General features: G+C 69.5%; 15 protein-coding genes. 8 read left to right on the top strand and 7 right to left on the bottom strand.

Annotation, left to right across the window (positions count from 1 at the left end; translation table 11 throughout):
* Positions 1–79 precede the first annotated feature (79 nt).
* From secG to pgi, 4 genes are all read left to right on the top strand, one after another.
* A complete protein-coding gene (gene secG / locus ACIBK4_RS08290; RefSeq protein WP_078652560.1) occupies positions 80–313 on the top strand; it encodes a preprotein translocase subunit SecG in 234 nt (77 codons plus the stop codon).
* Positions 314–520: 207 nt separating this feature from the next.
* Positions 521–856, top strand: coding sequence for an RNA polymerase-binding protein RbpA (locus ACIBK4_RS08285; protein ID WP_003957010.1), 336 nt, complete (start codon positions 521–523; stop codon positions 854–856).
* A 132-nt stretch (positions 857–988) separates the two neighbouring features.
* Complete coding sequence (locus ACIBK4_RS08280) at positions 989–2,257, top strand: MFS transporter (protein WP_398993330.1); 1,269 nt, start codon at positions 989–991, stop codon at positions 2,255–2,257.
* 54 nt (positions 2,258–2,311) lie between these two features.
* Complete coding sequence (gene pgi / locus ACIBK4_RS08275) at positions 2,312–3,964, top strand: glucose-6-phosphate isomerase (protein WP_398993328.1); 1,653 nt, start codon at positions 2,312–2,314, stop codon at positions 3,962–3,964.
* A gap of 66 nt (positions 3,965–4,030) precedes the next feature.
* Here pgi and pgl read toward each other — a convergent pair whose 3' ends face one another.
* The 5 genes from pgl to tkt are packed head-to-tail and all read right to left on the bottom strand — an operon-like array spanning position 4,031 to position 10,682.
* Positions 4,031–4,813 carry a 6-phosphogluconolactonase gene (gene pgl, locus ACIBK4_RS08270; protein WP_398993326.1) on the bottom strand — a complete coding sequence of 261 codons (783 nt, stop codon included), beginning with the start codon at positions 4,811–4,813 and terminating at the stop codon, positions 4,031–4,033.
* A 6-nt stretch (positions 4,814–4,819) separates the two neighbouring features.
* Entirely contained in the window at positions 4,820–5,917 is a 1,098-nt protein-coding gene (gene opcA / locus ACIBK4_RS08265) for a glucose-6-phosphate dehydrogenase assembly protein OpcA (RefSeq protein WP_366432172.1), read from the bottom strand.
* Positions 5,914–7,437 carry a glucose-6-phosphate dehydrogenase gene (gene zwf / locus ACIBK4_RS08260; RefSeq protein WP_318015613.1) on the bottom strand — a complete coding sequence of 508 codons (1,524 nt, stop codon included), beginning with the start codon at positions 7,435–7,437 and terminating at the stop codon, positions 5,914–5,916. The genes opcA and zwf overlap by 4 nt, the downstream gene beginning before the upstream one ends.
* Before the next feature lie 4 nt (positions 7,438–7,441).
* Positions 7,442–8,560: a transaldolase gene (gene tal, locus ACIBK4_RS08255; RefSeq protein ID WP_398993323.1), complete on the bottom strand. Its 1,119-nt coding sequence runs from the start codon at positions 8,558–8,560 to the stop codon at positions 7,442–7,444.
* 34 nt (positions 8,561–8,594) lie between these two features.
* A complete protein-coding gene (gene tkt / locus ACIBK4_RS08250) occupies positions 8,595–10,682 on the bottom strand; it encodes a transketolase (RefSeq protein WP_398993321.1) in 2,088 nt (695 codons plus the stop codon).
* Positions 10,683–11,038: 356 nt separating this feature from the next.
* Between tkt and ACIBK4_RS08245 the strand changes: the two genes are divergently transcribed.
* From ACIBK4_RS08245 to ACIBK4_RS08230, 4 genes are all read left to right on the top strand, one after another.
* Positions 11,039–11,992, top strand: a complete 954-nt coding sequence (locus tag ACIBK4_RS08245) for a heme o synthase (protein ID WP_398994374.1) — start codon at positions 11,039–11,041, stop codon at positions 11,990–11,992.
* Between the two features lie 86 nt (positions 11,993–12,078).
* Complete coding sequence (locus tag ACIBK4_RS08240; protein ID WP_398993319.1) at positions 12,079–12,411, top strand: hypothetical protein; 333 nt, start codon at positions 12,079–12,081, stop codon at positions 12,409–12,411.
* 197 nt (positions 12,412–12,608) lie between these two features.
* Entirely contained in the window at positions 12,609–13,715 is a 1,107-nt protein-coding gene (locus ACIBK4_RS08235) for an amidohydrolase family protein (protein WP_398993317.1), read from the top strand.
* Positions 13,716–13,733: 18 nt separating this feature from the next.
* Positions 13,734–14,483, top strand: coding sequence for a nucleotidyltransferase domain-containing protein (locus tag ACIBK4_RS08230; protein WP_398993315.1), 750 nt, complete (start codon positions 13,734–13,736; stop codon positions 14,481–14,483).
* 22 nt (positions 14,484–14,505) lie between these two features.
* On the opposite strand, the gene ACIBK4_RS08225 is transcribed toward ACIBK4_RS08230, so the two are convergent.
* Both ACIBK4_RS08225 and ACIBK4_RS08220 read right to left on the bottom strand, forming a co-directional pair.
* Entirely contained in the window at positions 14,506–15,516 is a 1,011-nt protein-coding gene (locus tag ACIBK4_RS08225) for a heme A synthase (RefSeq protein WP_398993313.1), read from the bottom strand.
* 70 nt (positions 15,517–15,586) lie between these two features.
* Positions 15,587–18,154 carry a tetratricopeptide repeat protein gene (locus ACIBK4_RS08220; protein ID WP_398993311.1) on the bottom strand — a complete coding sequence of 856 codons (2,568 nt, stop codon included), beginning with the start codon at positions 18,152–18,154 and terminating at the stop codon, positions 15,587–15,589.
* Positions 18,155–18,469 lie beyond the last annotated feature (315 nt).

Genomic DNA, 18,469 nt, shown 5'->3' with positions numbered 1-18,469 from the left:
CCGTCGTACCCTTGCGGGGGCATAGCGCCAGCCGCTATGCCCCTGTCGTCCATCCGAATCCGAGGAAGTTGGTCCAGCCGTGGTTTTGGGGTTCTCGATCGCCCTGATCGTCTTCAGCCTGCTGCTGATGCTGCTGGTGCTGATGCACAAGGGGAAGGGCGGCGGTCTCTCCGACATGTTCGGTGGCGGCATGGCGTCGTCCGTCGGCGGCTCGTCGGTCGCCGAGCGCAACCTGGACCGCATCACCGTGGTGCTCGGTGTGCTCTGGTTCGCCTGCATCGTCGTACTCGGTCTGCTGATGAAGACGAGCTGACCGCACGTTCCGTCGCACATTCCGTACGTAAGGCCCCATGTTCGGTACGCGCAGCTGAGCGCGGCCTATCATGGGGCTTGCGTCTAGGTGTAGGGGCTGTAACTCCAACCACTGGACGCGCGTTGGGCCTTACGTAGACTGAGGCGCTCGCAACGGAGCGAAAACGCCGACTCGCTTCGCGGCACCATCACGCAGGGAGTTACGACCGTGGCAAGTGGCAACGCGATCCGTGGAAGCCGGGTCGGGGCGGGGCCGATGGGCGAGGCCGAGCGTGGCGAGTCCGCGCCCCGGCTGCGCATCTCCTTCTGGTGCTCCAACGGGCACGAGACGCAGCCCAGCTTCGCCAGCGACGCGCAGGTTCCCGACACTTGGGACTGCCCGCGCTGCGGCTTCCCGGCCGGACAGGACCGGGACAACCCGCCGGACCCGCCGCGCACCGAGCCCTACAAGACGCACCTCGCGTATGTACGGGAGCGGCGCAGCGACGCGGACGGCGAGGCGATCCTCGCCGAGGCGCTCGCCAAACTGCGGGGAGAAATCTAGGAGTTGAACCGGCCGGACGCCCACAAGGTGTCTGGCCGGAGCTGTTTCGCAGTCCGGTGGCCGACCCGCCCCGGACCGATTGTCAGTGGTGCCCTCTACGGTTTGTGAAGTGACGAATCGTGAGGGGGAGCGGTGACGACGGTCGAGGTGACGGGCAGTCATGTGCCCGCGTGGCGCGGGGGGTTCGGGCGACTGTGGAGCGCGGCCGTGGTGTCGCGCTTCGGGGACGCGCTGCGGGGTGCGGCACTGCCGCTGCTCGCCGTGTCGCTCACGGACCGGCCTCTCCTCATCGCCTCCGTGACCGCCTGCGGCTATCTGCCCTGGATCATCTTCGGCCTGCTCGGCGGCGCGGTCGCGGACCGGGTGGACCAGCGGCGCGCGATGTGGACGGTCGACGCGGTGCGCGGACTGCTCGTCGCCGCCTTCGCCGTGGCCGTCGCTCTCGGCCACGCCTCGATCCCGCTGCTCATCGCGCTGGCCTTCGCACTGACCACGCTCCAGACCCTGTTCGACAACGCCTCTACGGCCCTGCTGCCGGCCCTGGTGGACCGTGCGGCGCTCGGCAGCGCCAACGCCCGGCTGATGACCGGGCAGCAGATCGCGGGCGGTCTGATGGGGGCACCCGTGGTGCCGGTGCTGTTCGCCGCGGGGGCGGCCGTGCCCTTCGCGGCCGACGCGGGGACCTTCCTCCTTGCCGCCGCGCTGGTCGCCTCGCTGCGGATCACGGCGCCCGAGCGCACACCGAAACCGGCGGGCAGCACGCTGCGCGGAGAGATCGCGGACGGGCTGCGCACGCTGTGGCGCGACCGGCCCCTGCGGGGACTGTGCGCCGCGACAGCGCTGTGCAACATGGGCATGGGCGCCCTGATCGCCACCCTGGTCGTCCTCGTGACCGGCTGGCTGGACGCCGGAACCGCCGGATACGCGGCGGCGACCACCGCGTACACCATCGGCGGCCTGGCCGGGGGAGTGGTGCACCGGCGGATCACCACCCGGCTGGGCCCACTGCGGAGCGTGCTGCTCGCGGGTCTCGTGCAGATCGGCGCCCTCGTCGTCATGGGCAGCGTGCGGAGCCTTGCCTTCGTCGCGGTGGCCCTCGCCGTCTTCGGATTCATGGGCATGGTGTGGAACGTCAACACGACCACGCTGATGCAGCAGCGCGCCCCCGCCGACATGCTGGGCCGGGTCAGCTCCGCCTTCCGTACCCTGGCCGTCGCCGGGGCCCCGCTGGGCGCCCTCCTCGGTGGCGCCGTTGCCACGGCCTGGGGGCTGAACACACCCGCCCTGCTCACCGCGGTTTTCTTCGTTCTGTCGGTCCTGGCACTGATACCGGCACTCAAGCCGGACGTACCTGTTGTTGCCCTGGAGGACGACGCGACGACAGCTCGCGTCACGGGCTGATCAATTAGGTTGGAACAGGCCCGCAGGTCGGTAGGAAAGAAGGCTGAAGTCGCAATGAACGCAGACGGCCGTACCAGGCTCAACCAGACGCCCGAGTGGACCGCCTTGGCCCGGCACCGTGAGGAGCTCGGCGAGGTGCAGCTGAGGGAGCTGTTCGCCGCCGATCCCGAGCGCGGCACCGGCTACACGCTCAAGGTCGGTGACCTGCACCTCGACTACTCGAAGCACCTCGTCACCGACGAGACCCTGCGGCTGCTGCACGCGCTGGCCGCCGCCACGGACGTGTTCGGCCTGCGGGACGCGATGTTCCGGGGCGAGAAGATCAACGTCACCGAGGACCGCGCGGTCCTGCACACCGCGCTGCGTGCCCCGCGTGACGCGGTGATCGAGGTCGACGGCGAGAACGTGGTGCCCCAAGTCCACGCCGTGCTCGACAAGATGGCCGGCTTCGCGGACCGCGTCCGCTCCGGCGAGTGGACCGGTCACACCGGCAAGCGCATCAAGAACGTGGTCAACATCGGCATCGGCGGCTCCGACCTCGGTCCCGCGATGGCGTACGAGGTGCTGCGCAGCTTCACCGACCGAGGTCTGACGGTCCGGTTCGTGTCGAACGTGGACGGCGCCGACCTGCACGAGGCGACCCGCGACCTGGACCCGGCCGAGACGCTGTTCATCGTCGCCTCCAAGACGTTCACCACGATCGAGACGATCACCAACGCGACCTCCGCCCGCGACTGGCTGCTCACCGAGCTGAAGGCCGGTCAGGACGCCGTCGCCAAGCACTTCGTGGCGCTGTCGACGAACGCCGGGAAGGTGTCGGACTTCGGCATCGACACGGACAACATGTTCGAGTTCTGGGACTGGGTCGGCGGCCGCTACTCCTACGACTCGGCCATCGGCCTGTCGCTGATGATCGCCATCGGACCCGACCGCTTCCGCGAGATGCTCGACGGCTTCCACACCGTCGACGAGCACTTCCGCACCGCACCCGCCGAGTCCAACGTGCCTTTGCTTCTTGGCCTGTTGGGCGTCTGGTACGGCAATTTCCACGACGCCCAGTCGCACGCGGTGCTGCCGTACAGCCACTACCTCTCCAAGTTCACCGCGTATCTGCAGCAGTTGGACATGGAGTCGAACGGCAAGTACGTGGGCCGGGACGGCCAGGAGGTCGACTGGCAGACCGGGCCGGTGGTTTGGGGTACGCCCGGTACGAACGGCCAGCACGCGTATTACCAACTCATCCACCAGGGCACGAAGTTGATCCCGGCGGACTTCATCGGCTTCGCCGAGCCGGTGGCCGAACTGAGCGAGGGACTCAAGGCGCAGCACGACCTGCTGATGGCCAACTTCTTTGCCCAGACACAGGCGTTGGCGTTCGGCAAGACGCCGGACGAGGTGCGTGCGGAGGGTGTGGCGGAGGAGCTGGTGCCGCACAAGACGTTCAAGGGCAACCACCCCACGACGACCATCCTGGCCCGCGAGCTGACCCCCTCGGTCCTCGGCCAGCTCATCGCGCTCTACGAGCACAAGGTGTTCGTCCAGGGCGCGGTCTGGAACATCGACTCCTTCGACCAGTGGGGCGTCGAGTTGGGCAAGGTCCTTGCCAAGCGCGTCGAACCCGCCCTGAGCGAAGGCGCGGACGTCCCGGGTCTGGACGCGTCGACCACGGCCCTGGTCGCCAAGTACCGCGAGCTGCGCGGGCGTTGAGACACGGAAGAGCCCGTACGACCGAGGTCGTACGGGCTCTTCAGCCGGGTGCCGGAAGCGCCGGTGTCAGGCGGAAGCCGGCGGATACAGCGCGCGGGGCAACTGGGAAGCCGCCGCCGCGTCCAGCAGCCACAGGGTGCGGGCGCGGCCCTGCGCACCGGCCGCCGGTGCCTGGATCTCGCCCGCGCCGGACAGGGCGATGGCCGCGGCCTCCGCCTTGTCCGCGCCGGCCGCGAGCAGCCACACCTCGCGGGCGGAGCGGATCGCCGGCAGGGTCAGCGTGACCCGGGTCGGCGGCGGCTTGGGCGCCCCGTGGACGCCGACGACCGTGCGCTCGGTCTCCCGTACGGCGGGCAACTCCGGGAAGAGCGACGCCACATGGGTGTCCGGGCCGACGCCCAGCATGAGGACGTCGAAGGTCGGGACCGAACCGTGGTTCTCGGGACCGGCGGACCGGGCGAGTTCCTCGGCGTAGCCTGCCGCGGCCGCTTCCACGTCGTTGCCGTAGAGACCGTCGGACGCGGGCATGGCGTGCACGCGCTTCGGGTCCAGCGGCACCGCGTCGAGCAGTGCCTCGCGGGCCTGGGTGACATTGCGCTCCGGGTCGCCCTCGGGCAGGAACCGCTCGTCGCCCCACCACAGGTCGAGCCGGCCCCAGTCGACGGCGTCCCGGGCGGGCTGACCCGCCAGGGCTGCCAGCAGACCGTTGCCGTTGCGACCGCCGGTGAGCACGATCGAGGCGTAGCCGCGCGAGGCCTGCGCGTCCACGATCTTCGTGATCAGCCGGGCCGCGGCGGCCTGGGCCATCAGTTCCTTGTCGCGGTGGACGACGAGCTGGGGAGTGCTCACTGCGGATCAGCCTTCTTGCTTCTTGACCGGGGGCATCTTCGCGGGGGTGGGCCGGTCGGCGCCCCCGCTCTCCGAGGAGGCCGGCTGCACACCGGTCGCCGCCGGCTCCGTCACCGCGCGCACCGGCAGGGCGGGCACCGGCTGAGCCGCCGCTTCCGCGCGTTCCGCCGCCGACTGGATACCGCCCAGCCGGTCCACGCCGAACCGCAGCGCGGACGCGTAGGTGTCGTCCGGGTCGAGCCGGCGCAGCTCCTCCGCGAGCAGCTCGGACGTCTCGCGGCGCTTGAGCGCCACCGCGCGGTCCGGCTGGCCGGGCAGGGCCAGGGTGGCCATCGCCCCGTCCGACCGGTGCAGCGTGATGGGGCCGCCGGTCGTCTCCAGGCGCACCTGGGTCAGACCGGGACCCGCGGAGACCGCACGCCGTACGTGCACGTGGAGGCGGTCGGCGAGCCACATCGCGAGCAGTTCGACGCTCGGGTTGGACTCCTCGCCCGCCACCTCGACGGAGACGATCTCCGAGTCGACCTGGTCGAGCGCGGCGGCCAGCATCGAACGCCACGGGGTGATCCGGGCCCAGGCCAGGTCGGTGTCGCCCGGCTCGTAGCTCTCGGCGCGGGACCGCAGTTCGTCGACGGGCTTCTCCGCCGCGTAGCTGTCGGTGACCCGGCGCTGGCTCAGGGCGCCCAGCGGGTCGTTCGCCGGGTCGCGCGGCGCGTCCACCGACCACCAGACCACCACCGGCGCGTCCGGCAGCAGCAGCGGCAGCACCACGGACTGGGCGTGGTCGGAGACCTCGCCGTAGAGCCGCAGGACGACCGTCTCGCCGCTGCCCGCGTCCGTGCCCACCCGGACCTCGGCGTCGAGGCGGGACTGGGTGCGGTCCCGGGGTGAGCGCGAGACGCGCTTGATGACCACGAGCGTGCGCGAGGGGTGCTCGCGCGACGCGTCGTTGGCGGCCTTCAGCGCGTCGTAGGCGTTCTCCTCGTCCGTGACGACGACGAGGGTGAGCACCATGCCGACGGCCGGGGTGCCGATGGCGCGGCGGGCTTTCACCAGCCCCTTGTTGATCTTGCTGGCCGTGGTGTCCGTGAGGTCTATCTTCATGGCCGGCGCCAGCTCCGTCCCTCTCGTGCGAGCATTTCGTCCGCCTCGACCGGACCCCACGTCCCGGACTGGTACTGCGCGGGCTTGCCGTGCTTGTCCCAGTACTGCTCGATCGGGTCGAGGATCTTCCAGGACAGCTCGACCTCCTCGGTGCGCGGGAAGAGGTTCGAGTCGCCGAGCAGGACGTCGAGGATCAGTCGCTCGTACGCCTCCGGGCTGGACTCCGTGAACGACTCGCCGTAGGCGAAGTCCATGGAGACGTCCCGGATCTCCATCGAGGTGCCGGGCACCTTGGAGCCGAAGCGGACCGTGACGCCCTCGTCGGGCTGGACGCGGAAGACGATCGCGTTCTGGCCCAGCTCCTCCGTCGCCGTCTGGTCGAAGGGGGAGTGCGGGGCGCGCTGGAAGACCACCGCGATCTCGGTGACGCGGCGGCCCAGGCGCTTGCCGGTGCGCAGGTAGAAGGGGACGCCCGCCCAGCGGCGGTTGTCGACCTCGACCTTGATCGCGGCGTAGGTGTCGGTCTTCGACTTGGGGTCGATACCGTCCTCCTGGAGGTAGCCGACGGCCTTCTCGCCGCCCTGCCAGCCCTCCGCGTACTGCCCGCGGACCGTGTTCTTGCCCAGGTCCTTCGGCAGCCGTACCGCGCCGAGCACCTTCTCCTTCTCGGCGGCCAGCGCGTCGGCGGAGAAGGAGGAGGGCTCCTCCATCGCGGTCAGCGCCATCAGCTGGAGCAGGTGGTTCTGGATGACGTCACGGGCGGCGCCGATGCCGTCGTAGTAGCCGGCCCGGCCGCCGATGCCGATGTCCTCGGCCATGGTGATCTGCACGTGGTCCACGAAGGACCGGTTCCAGATCGGCTCGAACATCGTGTTGGCGAAGCGGAGCGCCAGGATGTTCTGGACGGTCTCCTTGCCGAGGTAGTGGTCGATGCGGAAGACCTGGTCCGCGGCGAAGACCTCGTGCACGACCTTGTTGAGGTCCTCGGCCGACTTGAGGTCGTGGCCGAAGGGCTTCTCGATGACCGCGCGGCGCCAGGAACCCTTCTCCTGGTCGGCGAGACCGTGCTTCTTCAGCTGCTGGATGACGACCGGGAAGGAACGCGGCGGCACCGACAGGTAGAAGGCGAAGTTGCCGCCCGTGCCCTGGGCCTTGTCCAGTTCGTCGATCGTGTCGCGGAGCCGCTCGAACGCGTCGTCGTCGTCGAAGGTGCCCTGGACGAAGCGCATCCCCTGGACGAGCTGCTGCCAGACCTCCTCACGGAACGGCGTACGGGAGTGCTCCTTGACCGCGTCGTGGACCTCCTGGGCGAAGTCCTCGTGGGCCCACTCGCGCCGGGCGAAGCCGACGAGCGAGAAACCCGGCGGCAGCAGACCACGGTTCGCGAGGTCGTACACGGCGGGCATCAGCTTTTTGCGTGACAAATCGCCTGTGACGCCGAAGATGACCAGGCCCGACGGCCCCGCGATACGCGGGAGCCGTCGGTCTGCGGGGTCACGCAGCGGGTTGCTGCTCGACAAGGTTTCAGCCCTCCGAAGGGGCGAGGCGCGCGAGCTCCGCCTCGGTCGACTTGAGCAGGTCGGTCCAGGACGCCTCGAACTTCTCGACGCCCTCGTCCTCCAGCAGCTGCACGACCTCGTCGTACGAGATGCCGAGCGCTTCCACGGCGGCGATCTCGGCGCGCGACTGCTCGTACGTGCCGGAGATGGTGTTGCCGGTGATCTGGCCGTGGTCGTCGGTGGCCTCGAGGGTGGCCTCCGGCATGGTGTTCACCGTGTTCGGCGCCACCAGGTCGTCCACGTACAGCGTGTCCTTGTACGCCTTGTCCTTGACGCCGGTCGAGGCCCACAGCGGACGCTGCTTGTTGGCCTGCGCCTTGTCGAGGGCGGCCCAGCGGTCCGAGGAGAAGACCTCCTCGTACGCCTCGTAGGCGAGCCGCGCGTTGGCGAGACCGGCCTTGCCGCGGGCGGCCTTGGCCTCGTCGGTGCCCAGCGCGTCGATCCGCTTGTCGATCTCGGTGTCCACGCGGGACACGAAGAAGGACGCCACGGAGTGGATCTTCGAGAGGTCCAGGCCGCGCTCCTTGGCCTTCTCCAGGCCGGAGATGAACGCGTCCATGACCTCGCGGTAACGCGCCAGCGAGAAGATCAGCGTGACGTTGACGCTGATGCCGAGGCCGATGACCTCGGTGATCGCCGGCAGACCCGCCCGGGTGGCCGGGATCTTGATCAGGGTGTTCGGGCGGTCCACCAGCCAGGCCAGCTGCTTGGCCTCGGCGATCGTCGCCGCCGTGTTGTGCGCCAGGCGCGGGTCGACCTCGATGGAGACCCGGCCGTCCTGGCCGGCGGTCGTGTCGAAGACCGGGCGCAGGATGTCGGCGGCGTCACGGACGTCCGCCGTCGTGATCATGCGGATGGCTTCCTCGACGGTGACCTTGCGGGCGGCGAGGTCGGCGAGCTGCTGCTCGTAACCGTCGCCCGACGAGATGGCCTTCTGGAAGATCGACGGGTTGGTGGTGACGCCCACGACGTGCTGCTGGTCGATCAGTTCGGCGAGGTTGCCGGACGTGATCCGCTTGCGCGACAGGTCGTCCAGCCAGATCGCGACGCCTTCTTCAGAGAGGCGCTTGAGTGCGTCTGTCATGGAAAATGCATCTCCTACGTGTCGTTTGTCAGCGTCAGCTCTGGGCGGCGGCGATGGATTCCCGGGCCTTCTCGGCCACGTTCTCGGCAGTGAAGCCGAACTCCTGGAAGAGCACCTTGCCGTCGGCGGAAGCCCCGAAGTGCTCCAGGGAAACGATGCGGCCGGCGTCCCCGACGAACCGGTACCAGGTCAGACCGATCCCGGCCTCGACCGCGACCCGCGCCTTGACGGACGGCGGCAGCACGCTGTCCCGGTACCCCTGGTCCTGCGCGTCGAACCACTCCACACACGGCATGGACACGACCCGCGTCGGAACCCCGGAGGCCTCCAGCTGCTCGCGCGCCTCGACGGCCACGTGCACCTCGGAACCCGTACCGATGAGGATCACCTCGGGCGTACCCGTGGACGCCTCGAACAGCACGTAGCCGCCCTTGGCGGTGTCCTCGTTGGCGTCGTACGTCGGCACGCCCTGGCGCGTCAGCGCGAAACCGTGCGGGTGACCCTCGCCGTACACCTTGGTGTAGCGGCGCAGGACCTCGCGCCAGGCGATCGCCGTCTCGTTGGCGTCGGCCGGGCGGACCACGTTCAGGCCCGGGATGGCGCGCAGCGAGGCCAGGTGCTCGACCGGCTGGTGGGTCGGGCCGTCCTCGCCGAGACCGACGGAGTCGTGCGTCCACACGTACGTCACCGGCAGGTGCATCAGCGCGGAAAGCCGGACCGCGTTGCGCATGTAGTCGGAGAAGACGAGGAACGTACCGCCGTAGGCACGCGTGTTGCCGTGCAGCGTGATGCCGTTCAGCTCCGCGCCCATGGAGTGCTCGCGGATACCGAAGTGGATCGTGCGGCCGTACGGGTTCGCCTCCGGCAGCGGGTTGTCCGCCGGGAGGAAGGACGACGTCTTGTCGATCGTCGTGTTGTTCGAACCCGCGAGGTCGGCCGAGCCGCCCCACAGCTCCGGGATGACCGCGCCGAGCGCCTGGAGCACCTTGCCGGACGCGGCACGGGTGGCGACGGACTTGCCCGTCTCGAAGGCCGGGAGCTGCTCTTCCCAGCCGGCCGGCAGCTCGCCCGCGCGGATGCGGTCGTACTCGGCCGCGCGCTCCGGGTTGTTGGTGCGCCACTCCTGGTACGACGGGTCCCACGCGGCCTTCGCCTCGCGGCCGCGCTCCAGCGCCTGGCGGGTGTGCTTGAGGACCTCGTCGGAGACGTCGAAGGACTTCTCCGGGTCGAAGCCGAGGACACGCTTGGTGGCCGCGACCTCGTCGGCGCCGAGCGCCGAGCCGTGCGCGGCCTCGGTGTTCTGCGCGTTCGGCGCGGGCCAGGCGATGATCGAGCGCATCGCGATGAACGACGGCTTGTTCGTCACCTTCTTCGCGGCCTCGATGGCGTTGTAGATGGCGTGCGGGTCCAGGTCGCCGTCCGGCTTCGGGGCGACACGCTGGACGTGCCAGCCGTAGGCCTCGTAGCGCTTGACGGTGTCCTCGGAGACGGCCGTCTCGGTGTCGCCCTCGATGGAGATGTGGTTGTCGTCCCACAGGAGGATGAGGTTGCCGAGCTCCTGGTGGCCCGCCATGGAGGAGGCCTCCGCGGAGATGCCCTCCTGGAGGCAGCCGTCACCGGCGATGGCGTAGATGAAGTGGTCGAAGGGGGACTCGCCCTGCGGCGCGTCCGGGTCGAACAGACCGCGCTCGTAGCGGGCGGCCATGGCCATGCCCACGGCGTTGGCGACACCCTGGCCCAGCGGGCCGGTCGTCGTCTCGACACCGGTGGTGTGGCCGTACTCGGGGTGACCCGGAGTCTTGGAGCCCCACGTGCGGAACGCTTCCAGGTCGGCCAGCTCCAGGCCGAACCCGGCCAGGTAGAGCTGCGTGTAGAGGGTCAGGGACGAGTGCCCGGCGGACAGGACGAACCGGTCGCGCCCCACCCAGTCGGCGTCGGCGGGGTCGTGGCGCATCACCTTCTGGAAGAGGGTGTACGCGGCCGGGGCCAGGCTCATCGCCGTACCGGGATGGCCGTTACCGACCTTCTGTACGGCATCGGCTGCCAGGACGCGCGCGGTGTCCACCGCGCGCTGGTCCAACTCGGTCCAGTCGAGGTCTGTTGTGGTCGGCTTGGTGCTCACCCTGGGTCAGGGCTCCTCTCCACATGTCACGCATGTCGAATGCCGGTGCACGCGGCGCCCACCGGCCGTTGTCGAGCCTACCCCCGTAAGAACGTGCATTTTTTCGAGTCATTCCAGACTGCCGGGACTCTCGCGGATCCGCCTCCCGACTGGGTCGTTTCGCATCCGGCAACTGAATACGGAGGTGCTCGTTCGAGTGCTCAACAGAGAGGTGATCGGCTCTTCCGGGGGTGGTCCCCAACACGACCCCACCCCCGCGAATGTCCGGGTCTGGGCAACGTCTACAGTGGCGTGGTACGCGTGAGCCTTTACGGGGAGTTCACACCCGAAGGCTTGCTGGGATGTCTCTGTCAGGGGTGTGCGTGACGGCCGTTGAATCCCGTCCAGCGGGGATTGTCGGGGCGAGCCAGAGCCCGAGCCGGCGGCCGATCGGGGCCCGGGTCATGGCGTTCGTGGCGCTGACCAAGCCGCGAATCATCGAGCTGCTGCTCATCACCACCGTTCCGGTGATGTTCCTGGCGCAGCAGGGTGTGCCGGATCTCAAGCTGGTCCTCCTCACCTGTGTCGGCGGCTACCTCTCCGCGGGTGGCGCCAACGCGCTCAACATGTACATCGACCGCGACATCGACGCGCTCATGGACCGCACCTCGCAGCGCCCCCTGGTCACCGGCATGGTCAGCCCCCGCGAATGCCTCGCCTTCGGCATCTCGCTCGGCGTCATCTCGACCCTGCTGTTCGGCCTGACCGTCAACTGGCTGTCCGCCTGGCTGGCGCTCGGAGCACTCCTCTTCTACGTCGTCGTCTACACGATGATCCTCAAGAGGCGTACCTCGCAGAACATCGTGTGGGGCGGCATCGCGGGCTGCCTGCCCGTCCTCATCGGCTGGTCCGCGGTCAAGGACTCCATGTCCTGGGCCCCGGTCATTCTTTTCCTCGTCATGTTCTTCTGGACGCCGCCGCACTACTGGCCGCTCTCCATGAAGGTCCGCGACGACTACGCGCGCGTGGGCGTGCCGATGCTCCCGGTCGTCGCCTCGAACAAGGTCGTCGCCAAGCAGATCGTCATCTACAGCTGGGTCATGGTCGCGGTCTCGCTCCTGCTGACGCCTCTCGGCTACACGGGCTGGTTCTACACCACGGTCGCGCTGCTGGCCGGCGGCTTCTGGCTGTGGGAGGCGCACGGGCTCCAGAACCGGGCCAAGGCCGAGGTGACGGGCGGCAAGCTCAAGGAGATGCGGCTGTTCCACTGGTCGATCACCTATGTGTCGCTCCTCTTCGTGGCGATCGCGGTGGACCCCTTCCTGAGGTAGGGACCCTGAGGTACGGGTCCCGCTGAGGCGGGAGTCACTCACCCCGCCCGTCGCCGTTCGACCTACCCGTCGGTAGCATCCTGACCATGGCAGACACGCAGCAGGTTGACGCGAAGGCCGAGCGCCAGGTGGCCCGCCTCGCCCAGCAGATCGGCACCTTCTCCAAGGCCCACGGCGGCGCCGAGGCCCAGGTCGCCTACATCGGCGAACGCGGCGCCCGCATCGTCCTCGTGGGCGAGGACGGCGGTTGGGGCGACCTGGTCGCCACGACGTACGAGATCGCCCAGCAGGCGGTCGAGAAGTCCGGGATCACCGTCCATGGGGCTTTCGACGGCGAGTTCGCGGCCAAGGTGAAGACCGGGCCGTACGAGTGGAGCCGCATGGCGGGCATCCAGGTGGGCGGCCCGAGCAACAGCTGAACGGGGGCCGCGGGGCTGTATCGATTTGCGGCTCCGCCGCGTGGGCGCGACAAGCCACAACGGACCGTCGGTCGCGAGACTCACCCGCACCCCCTCCCCATGGCGCCCCCTCACACGGGGTGTGGACGAGCAACACCTCACACCCGATTCACCCGTTAGGACCTGAGGAACGCACGGTCCAGCAACGGGGAGCCCGGATGATCGAAACGCCGTCCCTCGTGGACCAGTACTGCCACGGCGTACTGAGAACGGAGTTGGGCCTCGGCACCTTCGAGGCCCAACTCGCCCGCACCGAAGGCCCACCCGCCCCCGGCACCACTCTCTTCGACACCCAGACGGGCTTCGCCGTACGACGATGGTGTCCACCCCTGCTGGGCCTGGAGCCGCACTGTCCCCCCGCCCGCTACCTCGCCCGGCGCCGTGAACTGGGCGTACTGGAAACGGGCCGCCGACTCCTGCGCGGCAGCGGCATCACGACGTACCTGATCGACACGGGCCTGCCCGGCGATCTCACGGGCCCCGCCGAGATGGCGACGGCCGGGCAGGCGGACGCCCGGGAGATCGTCCGCCTCGAACTCCTCGCCGAACAGGTCGCCGACACGTCCGGCACGGTGGAGTCCTTTCTCGCCAACCTCGCCGAGTCGGTGCACGGCGCCGCCGCGAGCGCGGTCGCCTTCACATCCGTGGCGGGCGTACGGCACGGCCTCGCGCTGGCACCGGAACCGCCCGGCCCCGGCGAGGTACGCGGCGCGGCGGGCCGCTGGCTGGCCGGCCGCCGGGTCGGCGGCACGCTCAGCGACCCGGTCCTGCTACGGCACCTGCTGTGGATCGCCGTAGCGTCCGGTCTGCCGCTCCAACTGCACGCCGGATTGGGCGAACCGGGCGCCCGCATCGACCGCACCGACCCCGTCCTGCTCACCGACTTCGTCCGCGCGACGGCCGGGCTCGGCACCGACCTGGTCCTGCTGCACAGCTACCCGTACCACCGCCACGCGGCCCATCTCGCGGGCGTCTTCCCGCATGTCTACGCCGACTCGGGCGCCGCGCTCGTCCGCACAGGCGCCCGCGCCGCGACCGTACTCGCCGAGATCCTGGAGCTGGCCCCCTTCGGCAAGATCCTCTTCTCCAGCGGGGCCCACGGACTGCCCGAACTGCACGTCGTAGGAGCCCGGTTGTTCCGCGAGGCGCTCGCGCGGGTGCTCGGTACCTGGGTCGCCGACGGGGCCTGGTCACTGGCCGACGCGCAACGGGTCGCGGGACTGATCGCGGTCGGCAACGCGAAGAGGGTGTACGGGCTGGAGTGAGCTGTACAGACTGGGCCCATGCCGACCGACGCCTTGCTCGACCGCTTCCTGAACGAACTGGCCCCCCTGGAGCCCATCGCCGTGTGGGCCCACGGTTCGCTCGCCGGGGGCGACTACCAGGAGGGGCGCAGCGACCTGGACCTGATAGCCATCCTCGACCATCCCCTCAAGCCGAGCACCGCCCGACAGCTCATCACCCTGCACCGCGGCCTGCGCACCGACCCCCTCGCCGTCCGGCTGCACTGCAGCTACCTCGCCCCGGGGACACAGGACGCCCCGAACCAGCGCCACCTCACCTGGGCCCACGACCATGTCATCCGTCGGCCCGTCACGCCGGTCACGCGTCGCGAACTGCACCAATTCGGGCGGGTGTTGCACGGCGGATCACCGAAGGACCTGCTGCCGGCCGTGACGGACCAGGAGCTGGCCGAGTTCGTCGTACGGGACCAGCGGGAGTACTGGCGGCCGGCCGTCGACAAGCCGGAGGTCTGGCTGGAGAACGGCTGGGTCGACGTGGGCCTGACCACCTTCGCCCGCGCGACCGTCACCCGCCGCGACGGCCGCCTGATCACCAAGCGCGAGGCCCTCGACCTGCTGCCCTCGCTCGGCGCTCCGGTGGAGGTCGTGGAGGACGTCGTACGGCGGCGTTACGACGATCCGGTACCGTCCGCCGCCTCCGTAGAGGGCGATTGGCTCCACCGCAGGGCGGAGCTGACCCGGGCCTATCTGGGCCCGGCGATCGACGAGTTCGTGACGCGCTACGGGTGAGCCGTTCGCTACGGGTGACGCTTCACGCGCGCGTGGGCAGTGACTGTTCCACCGACGGGCCCGGAAGGTCGGCCACGACGTCCGGCCGTTCGCGCAGCGACAGCAGCACCCGCAGCACCCCGATCCACACCAGGCAGGCGCCGAACATGTGCAGGCCGACCAGGGCCTCGGGGAGGTTAGTGAAGTACTGGACGTACCCGATGACGCCCTGTGCGAGCAGGATCAGGAACAGGTCGCGGGTGCGGTCCAGGGGGCCCTTGGGGGCGTCGACCGCCTTGAGGACGAACCACAGGGCGAACGTCAGCGTCACCACGATCCAGGCGAGCACGGCGTGCAGCTTGGCGACCGTCTCCCAGTCGATCGGGATCCGCTCGACCTCCTTGGAGTCGCCCGCGTGCGGGCCCGCGCCGGTGACCACCGTGCCGACCGCGATCAGCAGCACGGAGGCGGTGACCAGGAACCACACCAGCTGCTGCACGGCCTTGCCGACCAGCGGCTTGGGCTCAGCGTCGCCCTCCCGGCTGCGCTGCCACATCAGCGCGGCGACCGCGATCAGCGCCGTGGTGAGCAGGAAGTGGGCCGCGACCGTGTACGGGTTGAGGCCGACCAGCACCACGATCCCGCCGAGGATCGCGTTGCTCATCACGATCCAGAACTGCGCCCAGCCCAGCCGGGTGAGGGTGCGGCGGTACGGCTTCTCCGAGCGCGCGGCGATGATCGCCCAGCCGACGGCGGCGCACAGCACGTACGTCAGCATCCGGTTGCCGAACTCGATGGCTCCGTGGAAGCCCATCGCGCTGGTCGTGGTGAGCGAGTCGTCCGTGCACTTGGGCCAGGTCGGGCAGCCGAGCCCGGATCCGGTCAGCCGCACGGCACCGCCGGTGACCACGATGACCACCGACATGACGAGCGCGGCGAGAGCCGCCCGCTGAACCGTCCGGGGATCCGGGGTCCAACGTGCGGCGATGAAGGCGAGGGGGTTGCGCGCGGCGGCTAGGACGTCGGCACGGGTCACGTTTGGCACGGGGACCATCGTAGGGGGGTGCTTGTGCACGAATTCACGTGGGCCGGGCTTTGTCTCGTGCAGCGTACGGAGGCGCTGGTCACAGCGACTGCCGGATACGGTGGGCCTCGGCCCTGAGCCGCCGGGCCTCACGGGTGTCGCCCCGGTCCGCGGCGCAGTCGGCCTGGTGCTCGTACACCGTCATCAGCACGGGGTGGTCGCCGCCGAGCGCGGTCCGGAAGATTTCCTCCGCGTCCCGCAGTGCGCGCTCCGCGCCCGGGACGTCGCCTCCGGCACGCAGCACGGGGCCGAGCCGGGTGAGCGACTTGGCACGGTAGTAGTGCTGATTGCCGTACGCACGCCGGTAGATTCCTTCGGCCTGCTCCAGAGCCTGCTTCGCCTCGGCTGTCCTGCCCTGGGCGAGCCGCAACGAGCCCAGTTTGTTGAGGCAGGACGCGTACTTGTGCTCCTCGGCCTCGCTGCGCTTGCTGTGCAATTCCACCACGGGCCCGAGTATCGCGTCGGCCCGCACCAGTGCCGCACGGGCCTGGCGCATGAGGTCGAGGCGGCGCAGGGGTTGCACGGTACGGCGGGCGTCCTCCCGGTGCTGTTCGCCCAGCCGACGCAGCACGTCCGCCAGAAACTTGGCGACCTGCGCCGTCTCGAAGTCCTCTCCTCCCCGGTGGACCTTGAACACCTCCAGGGCCGAGTTCAGCCTTTCTTCGGCGACTTCCAACTCTCCGCGGTCCTGGGCGACGATGCCGAGGTCACGCTGGAGCATGGCGCGGAAGACCGTGTACTCCGGCGGCTCCTGACTGCCCCGGCTGGGTATTCGTTGCTCGGCGCGCTCATAGTGGACGGCGGCCTGGGCGAGCTGGCCCGCGTTGCGGTGGATCAGGCCGATCTCCTGTTCGGCGACGGCCCAGTCGAGACTCTCCTCCCGCCAGGTCTGCCCCTCGTAGATGTCCACCGCCGTCTGTACGGCCTTCAGCGCCTCGGGGAAGCGGTTGCGCTCGCGCATGATGCCGCCCAACTGCCGCTGGCACTGCGCCCGTAGCCGAAGGAACGTCTCCCCTTTGTGGTCCGCGCAGAGGCCGAGGGCCAGACGGCACTCATGTTCGGCTTCGTCCAGCGCGGCCAGCAGGTAGTGCTGGCGGGCCATCGCGTAGCGGGCGGTGGCGCGGGCGAGTTCGTCGTCGTCCCCTATCTCGCGGAGTTCGGCCTCCTGCTCGAAGAAGTCCAGCGCTCGTACCCAGTCGCAGCGGTGTTCCTGGTACATGCCGACGCGGTGCAGCAGCCGGGCCAACGCCTCCGGGTCCTGCGAGGCGCCGTATCCGCCGTCCGCGTCGTCACCCCAGGCCAGCTTGTCGATCACGGCCTCGACATGCGGCATCAGCCGCTCGCACACGGGCCACGACGCCAGCAGGTCCGGTGTCGCGGGGAAGCAGGCCTCCATGAGCCGTACCGCCGCCTGGGACCATTCCAGGTGCTCCGCCTCGTTCAACTCGTCATGGATCAGTATCTGGACCCGTGGATGCATGCCGTACGCGGCCGATCCGTCGCGCCAGTCGCCGCTGCGGGTCACCAGGGAGTGGCCCACCAGCAGCATCACCTCGCGGTTGAAGGTGACCGGGTCGGTCATGACGGCGCACAGCCGGCCCGGAAGCACCGAGCGGTGCTGGGTCAGCGTTGTCTTCTGCACGTCCTCCGACGCCAGGAACGCGAGCAACTGCAACAGGTCCACGGCGGCCGGTGAGGCCTCCGAGACCCTGGTGATGGACAGCCGGAAGGTGTCCTCGACGGAGGCTCCGCCGGGCAGGTCGCGCAGGTACTCGGCCACGGTGATCTCGGCCTGCACGATGTGGGCTGCGGCCTGTTCGAGGGGCAGCGGCAGCCAGCCGAGCTGGCGGCCGAGGGAGGCCATGGCCTGGTGGTCCTCGTCCGTGACGTCCTTGGTCGCGATACTGAAGCGGCGGCGCAGGAACTCGATGCCCTCGCGCTCGGGGAAGGCCCGCAGTTCGATCGGGTCGGCGCACAGGCCGGTCCAGCCGTGGTGCTGCTGGGTGGTGATCAGCACCTCGCCGTCGCCCTCGGACGGCAACAGGGTGCGCAGGGAATCGTCGTACGCCGGGCACCCGTCGTAGACGAGGAGCCATCCCGGCTGGTCGCGCAGCAGGGACCAGAGATTCATGAGGACGACGTTCTTGCTCTTCTGGTCGGGGATGCCCACGTACTCGGCGAGCTCCAGCAGTTCGGTACGCAGCGCGTCGGGCCGGGAGGCGTGGAGCCACCACGTGAGGGTGTGCCGGTACAGATGCCGGTGGGCGTAGGCCACGGCCAGTTGGGACTTGCCGGCGCCGGTCGCCCCGTAGAGGACACAGACGCGTGGGAGAGACCTTTCGTTCTTCTCGCGGCGTTCGGCGTTCGGGCGGCGCAGTACGCTCACGATCCGCTCGCTCTCCGCCGTGCGGCCCGTGAAGTACATGCTGAGCATGGGCAGGTTGTTCGGCGGGCCCTGCAAAGGGTTGGTCGATTTCGGACGGAGGCTCTCGGCAGGCTTGCGTGCCATGTGGGTGCCGGCGGCGGCGCTGATGCCGATGACGACCGCGATGCCGGCGGCCAGCCACCAGAGCGGCGCCTTGCCCGAGTCGGCGTCGCCGGCTGCCACGGTGAGGACGGTGGCCACCGCGGTCCCCATACCAGCGGATAAATTGATCACCCACGACCGCATGTGCCCCCTTGGGATCGCCCGCCATCCCACGAGCTCTCACTCGAGTTTGCGGGCGAATGTCGTCTAATCCTCAGTTTTCCCCGGTACTTGTCCTTGCAACTGGTGAGCAAGCGTTTCGTTAAACAGGTAAGCAGCGAGTCGTTCGGATACGATCCCGGCTCGCGAAAGTTGTTCTGCCGTTTACCGGATGTGGGAACAGGCAGCCACACTTCCAACGCGGGAAACAGGGGGCACGTCATGGATCACACGCCC

The organism is Streptomyces sp. NPDC050528 (assembly GCF_044457795.1).
GTDB lineage: Bacteria > Actinomycetota > Actinomycetes > Streptomycetales > Streptomycetaceae > Streptomyces.
This window is presented reverse-complemented; position numbering and strand designations above follow the sequence as displayed.

Coding starts and splice junctions, on each gene's coding strand:
- pgi (WP_398993328.1), top strand. CDS start 2,312: ATGAACGCAGACGGCCGTACCAGGCTCAACCAGACGCCCGAGTGGACC.
- opcA (WP_366432172.1), bottom strand. CDS start 5,917: ATGAAGATAGACCTCACGGACACCACGGCCAGCAAGATCAACAAGGGG.
- tal (WP_398993323.1), bottom strand. CDS start 8,560: ATGACAGACGCACTCAAGCGCCTCTCTGAAGAAGGCGTCGCGATCTGG.
- ACIBK4_RS08240 (WP_398993319.1), top strand. CDS start 12,079: ATGGCAGACACGCAGCAGGTTGACGCGAAGGCCGAGCGCCAGGTGGCC.
- ACIBK4_RS08235 (WP_398993317.1), top strand. CDS start 12,609: ATGATCGAAACGCCGTCCCTCGTGGACCAGTACTGCCACGGCGTACTG.
- ACIBK4_RS08230 (WP_398993315.1), top strand. CDS start 13,734: ATGCCGACCGACGCCTTGCTCGACCGCTTCCTGAACGAACTGGCCCCC.
- ACIBK4_RS08225 (WP_398993313.1), bottom strand. CDS start 15,516: ATGGTCCCCGTGCCAAACGTGACCCGTGCCGACGTCCTAGCCGCCGCG.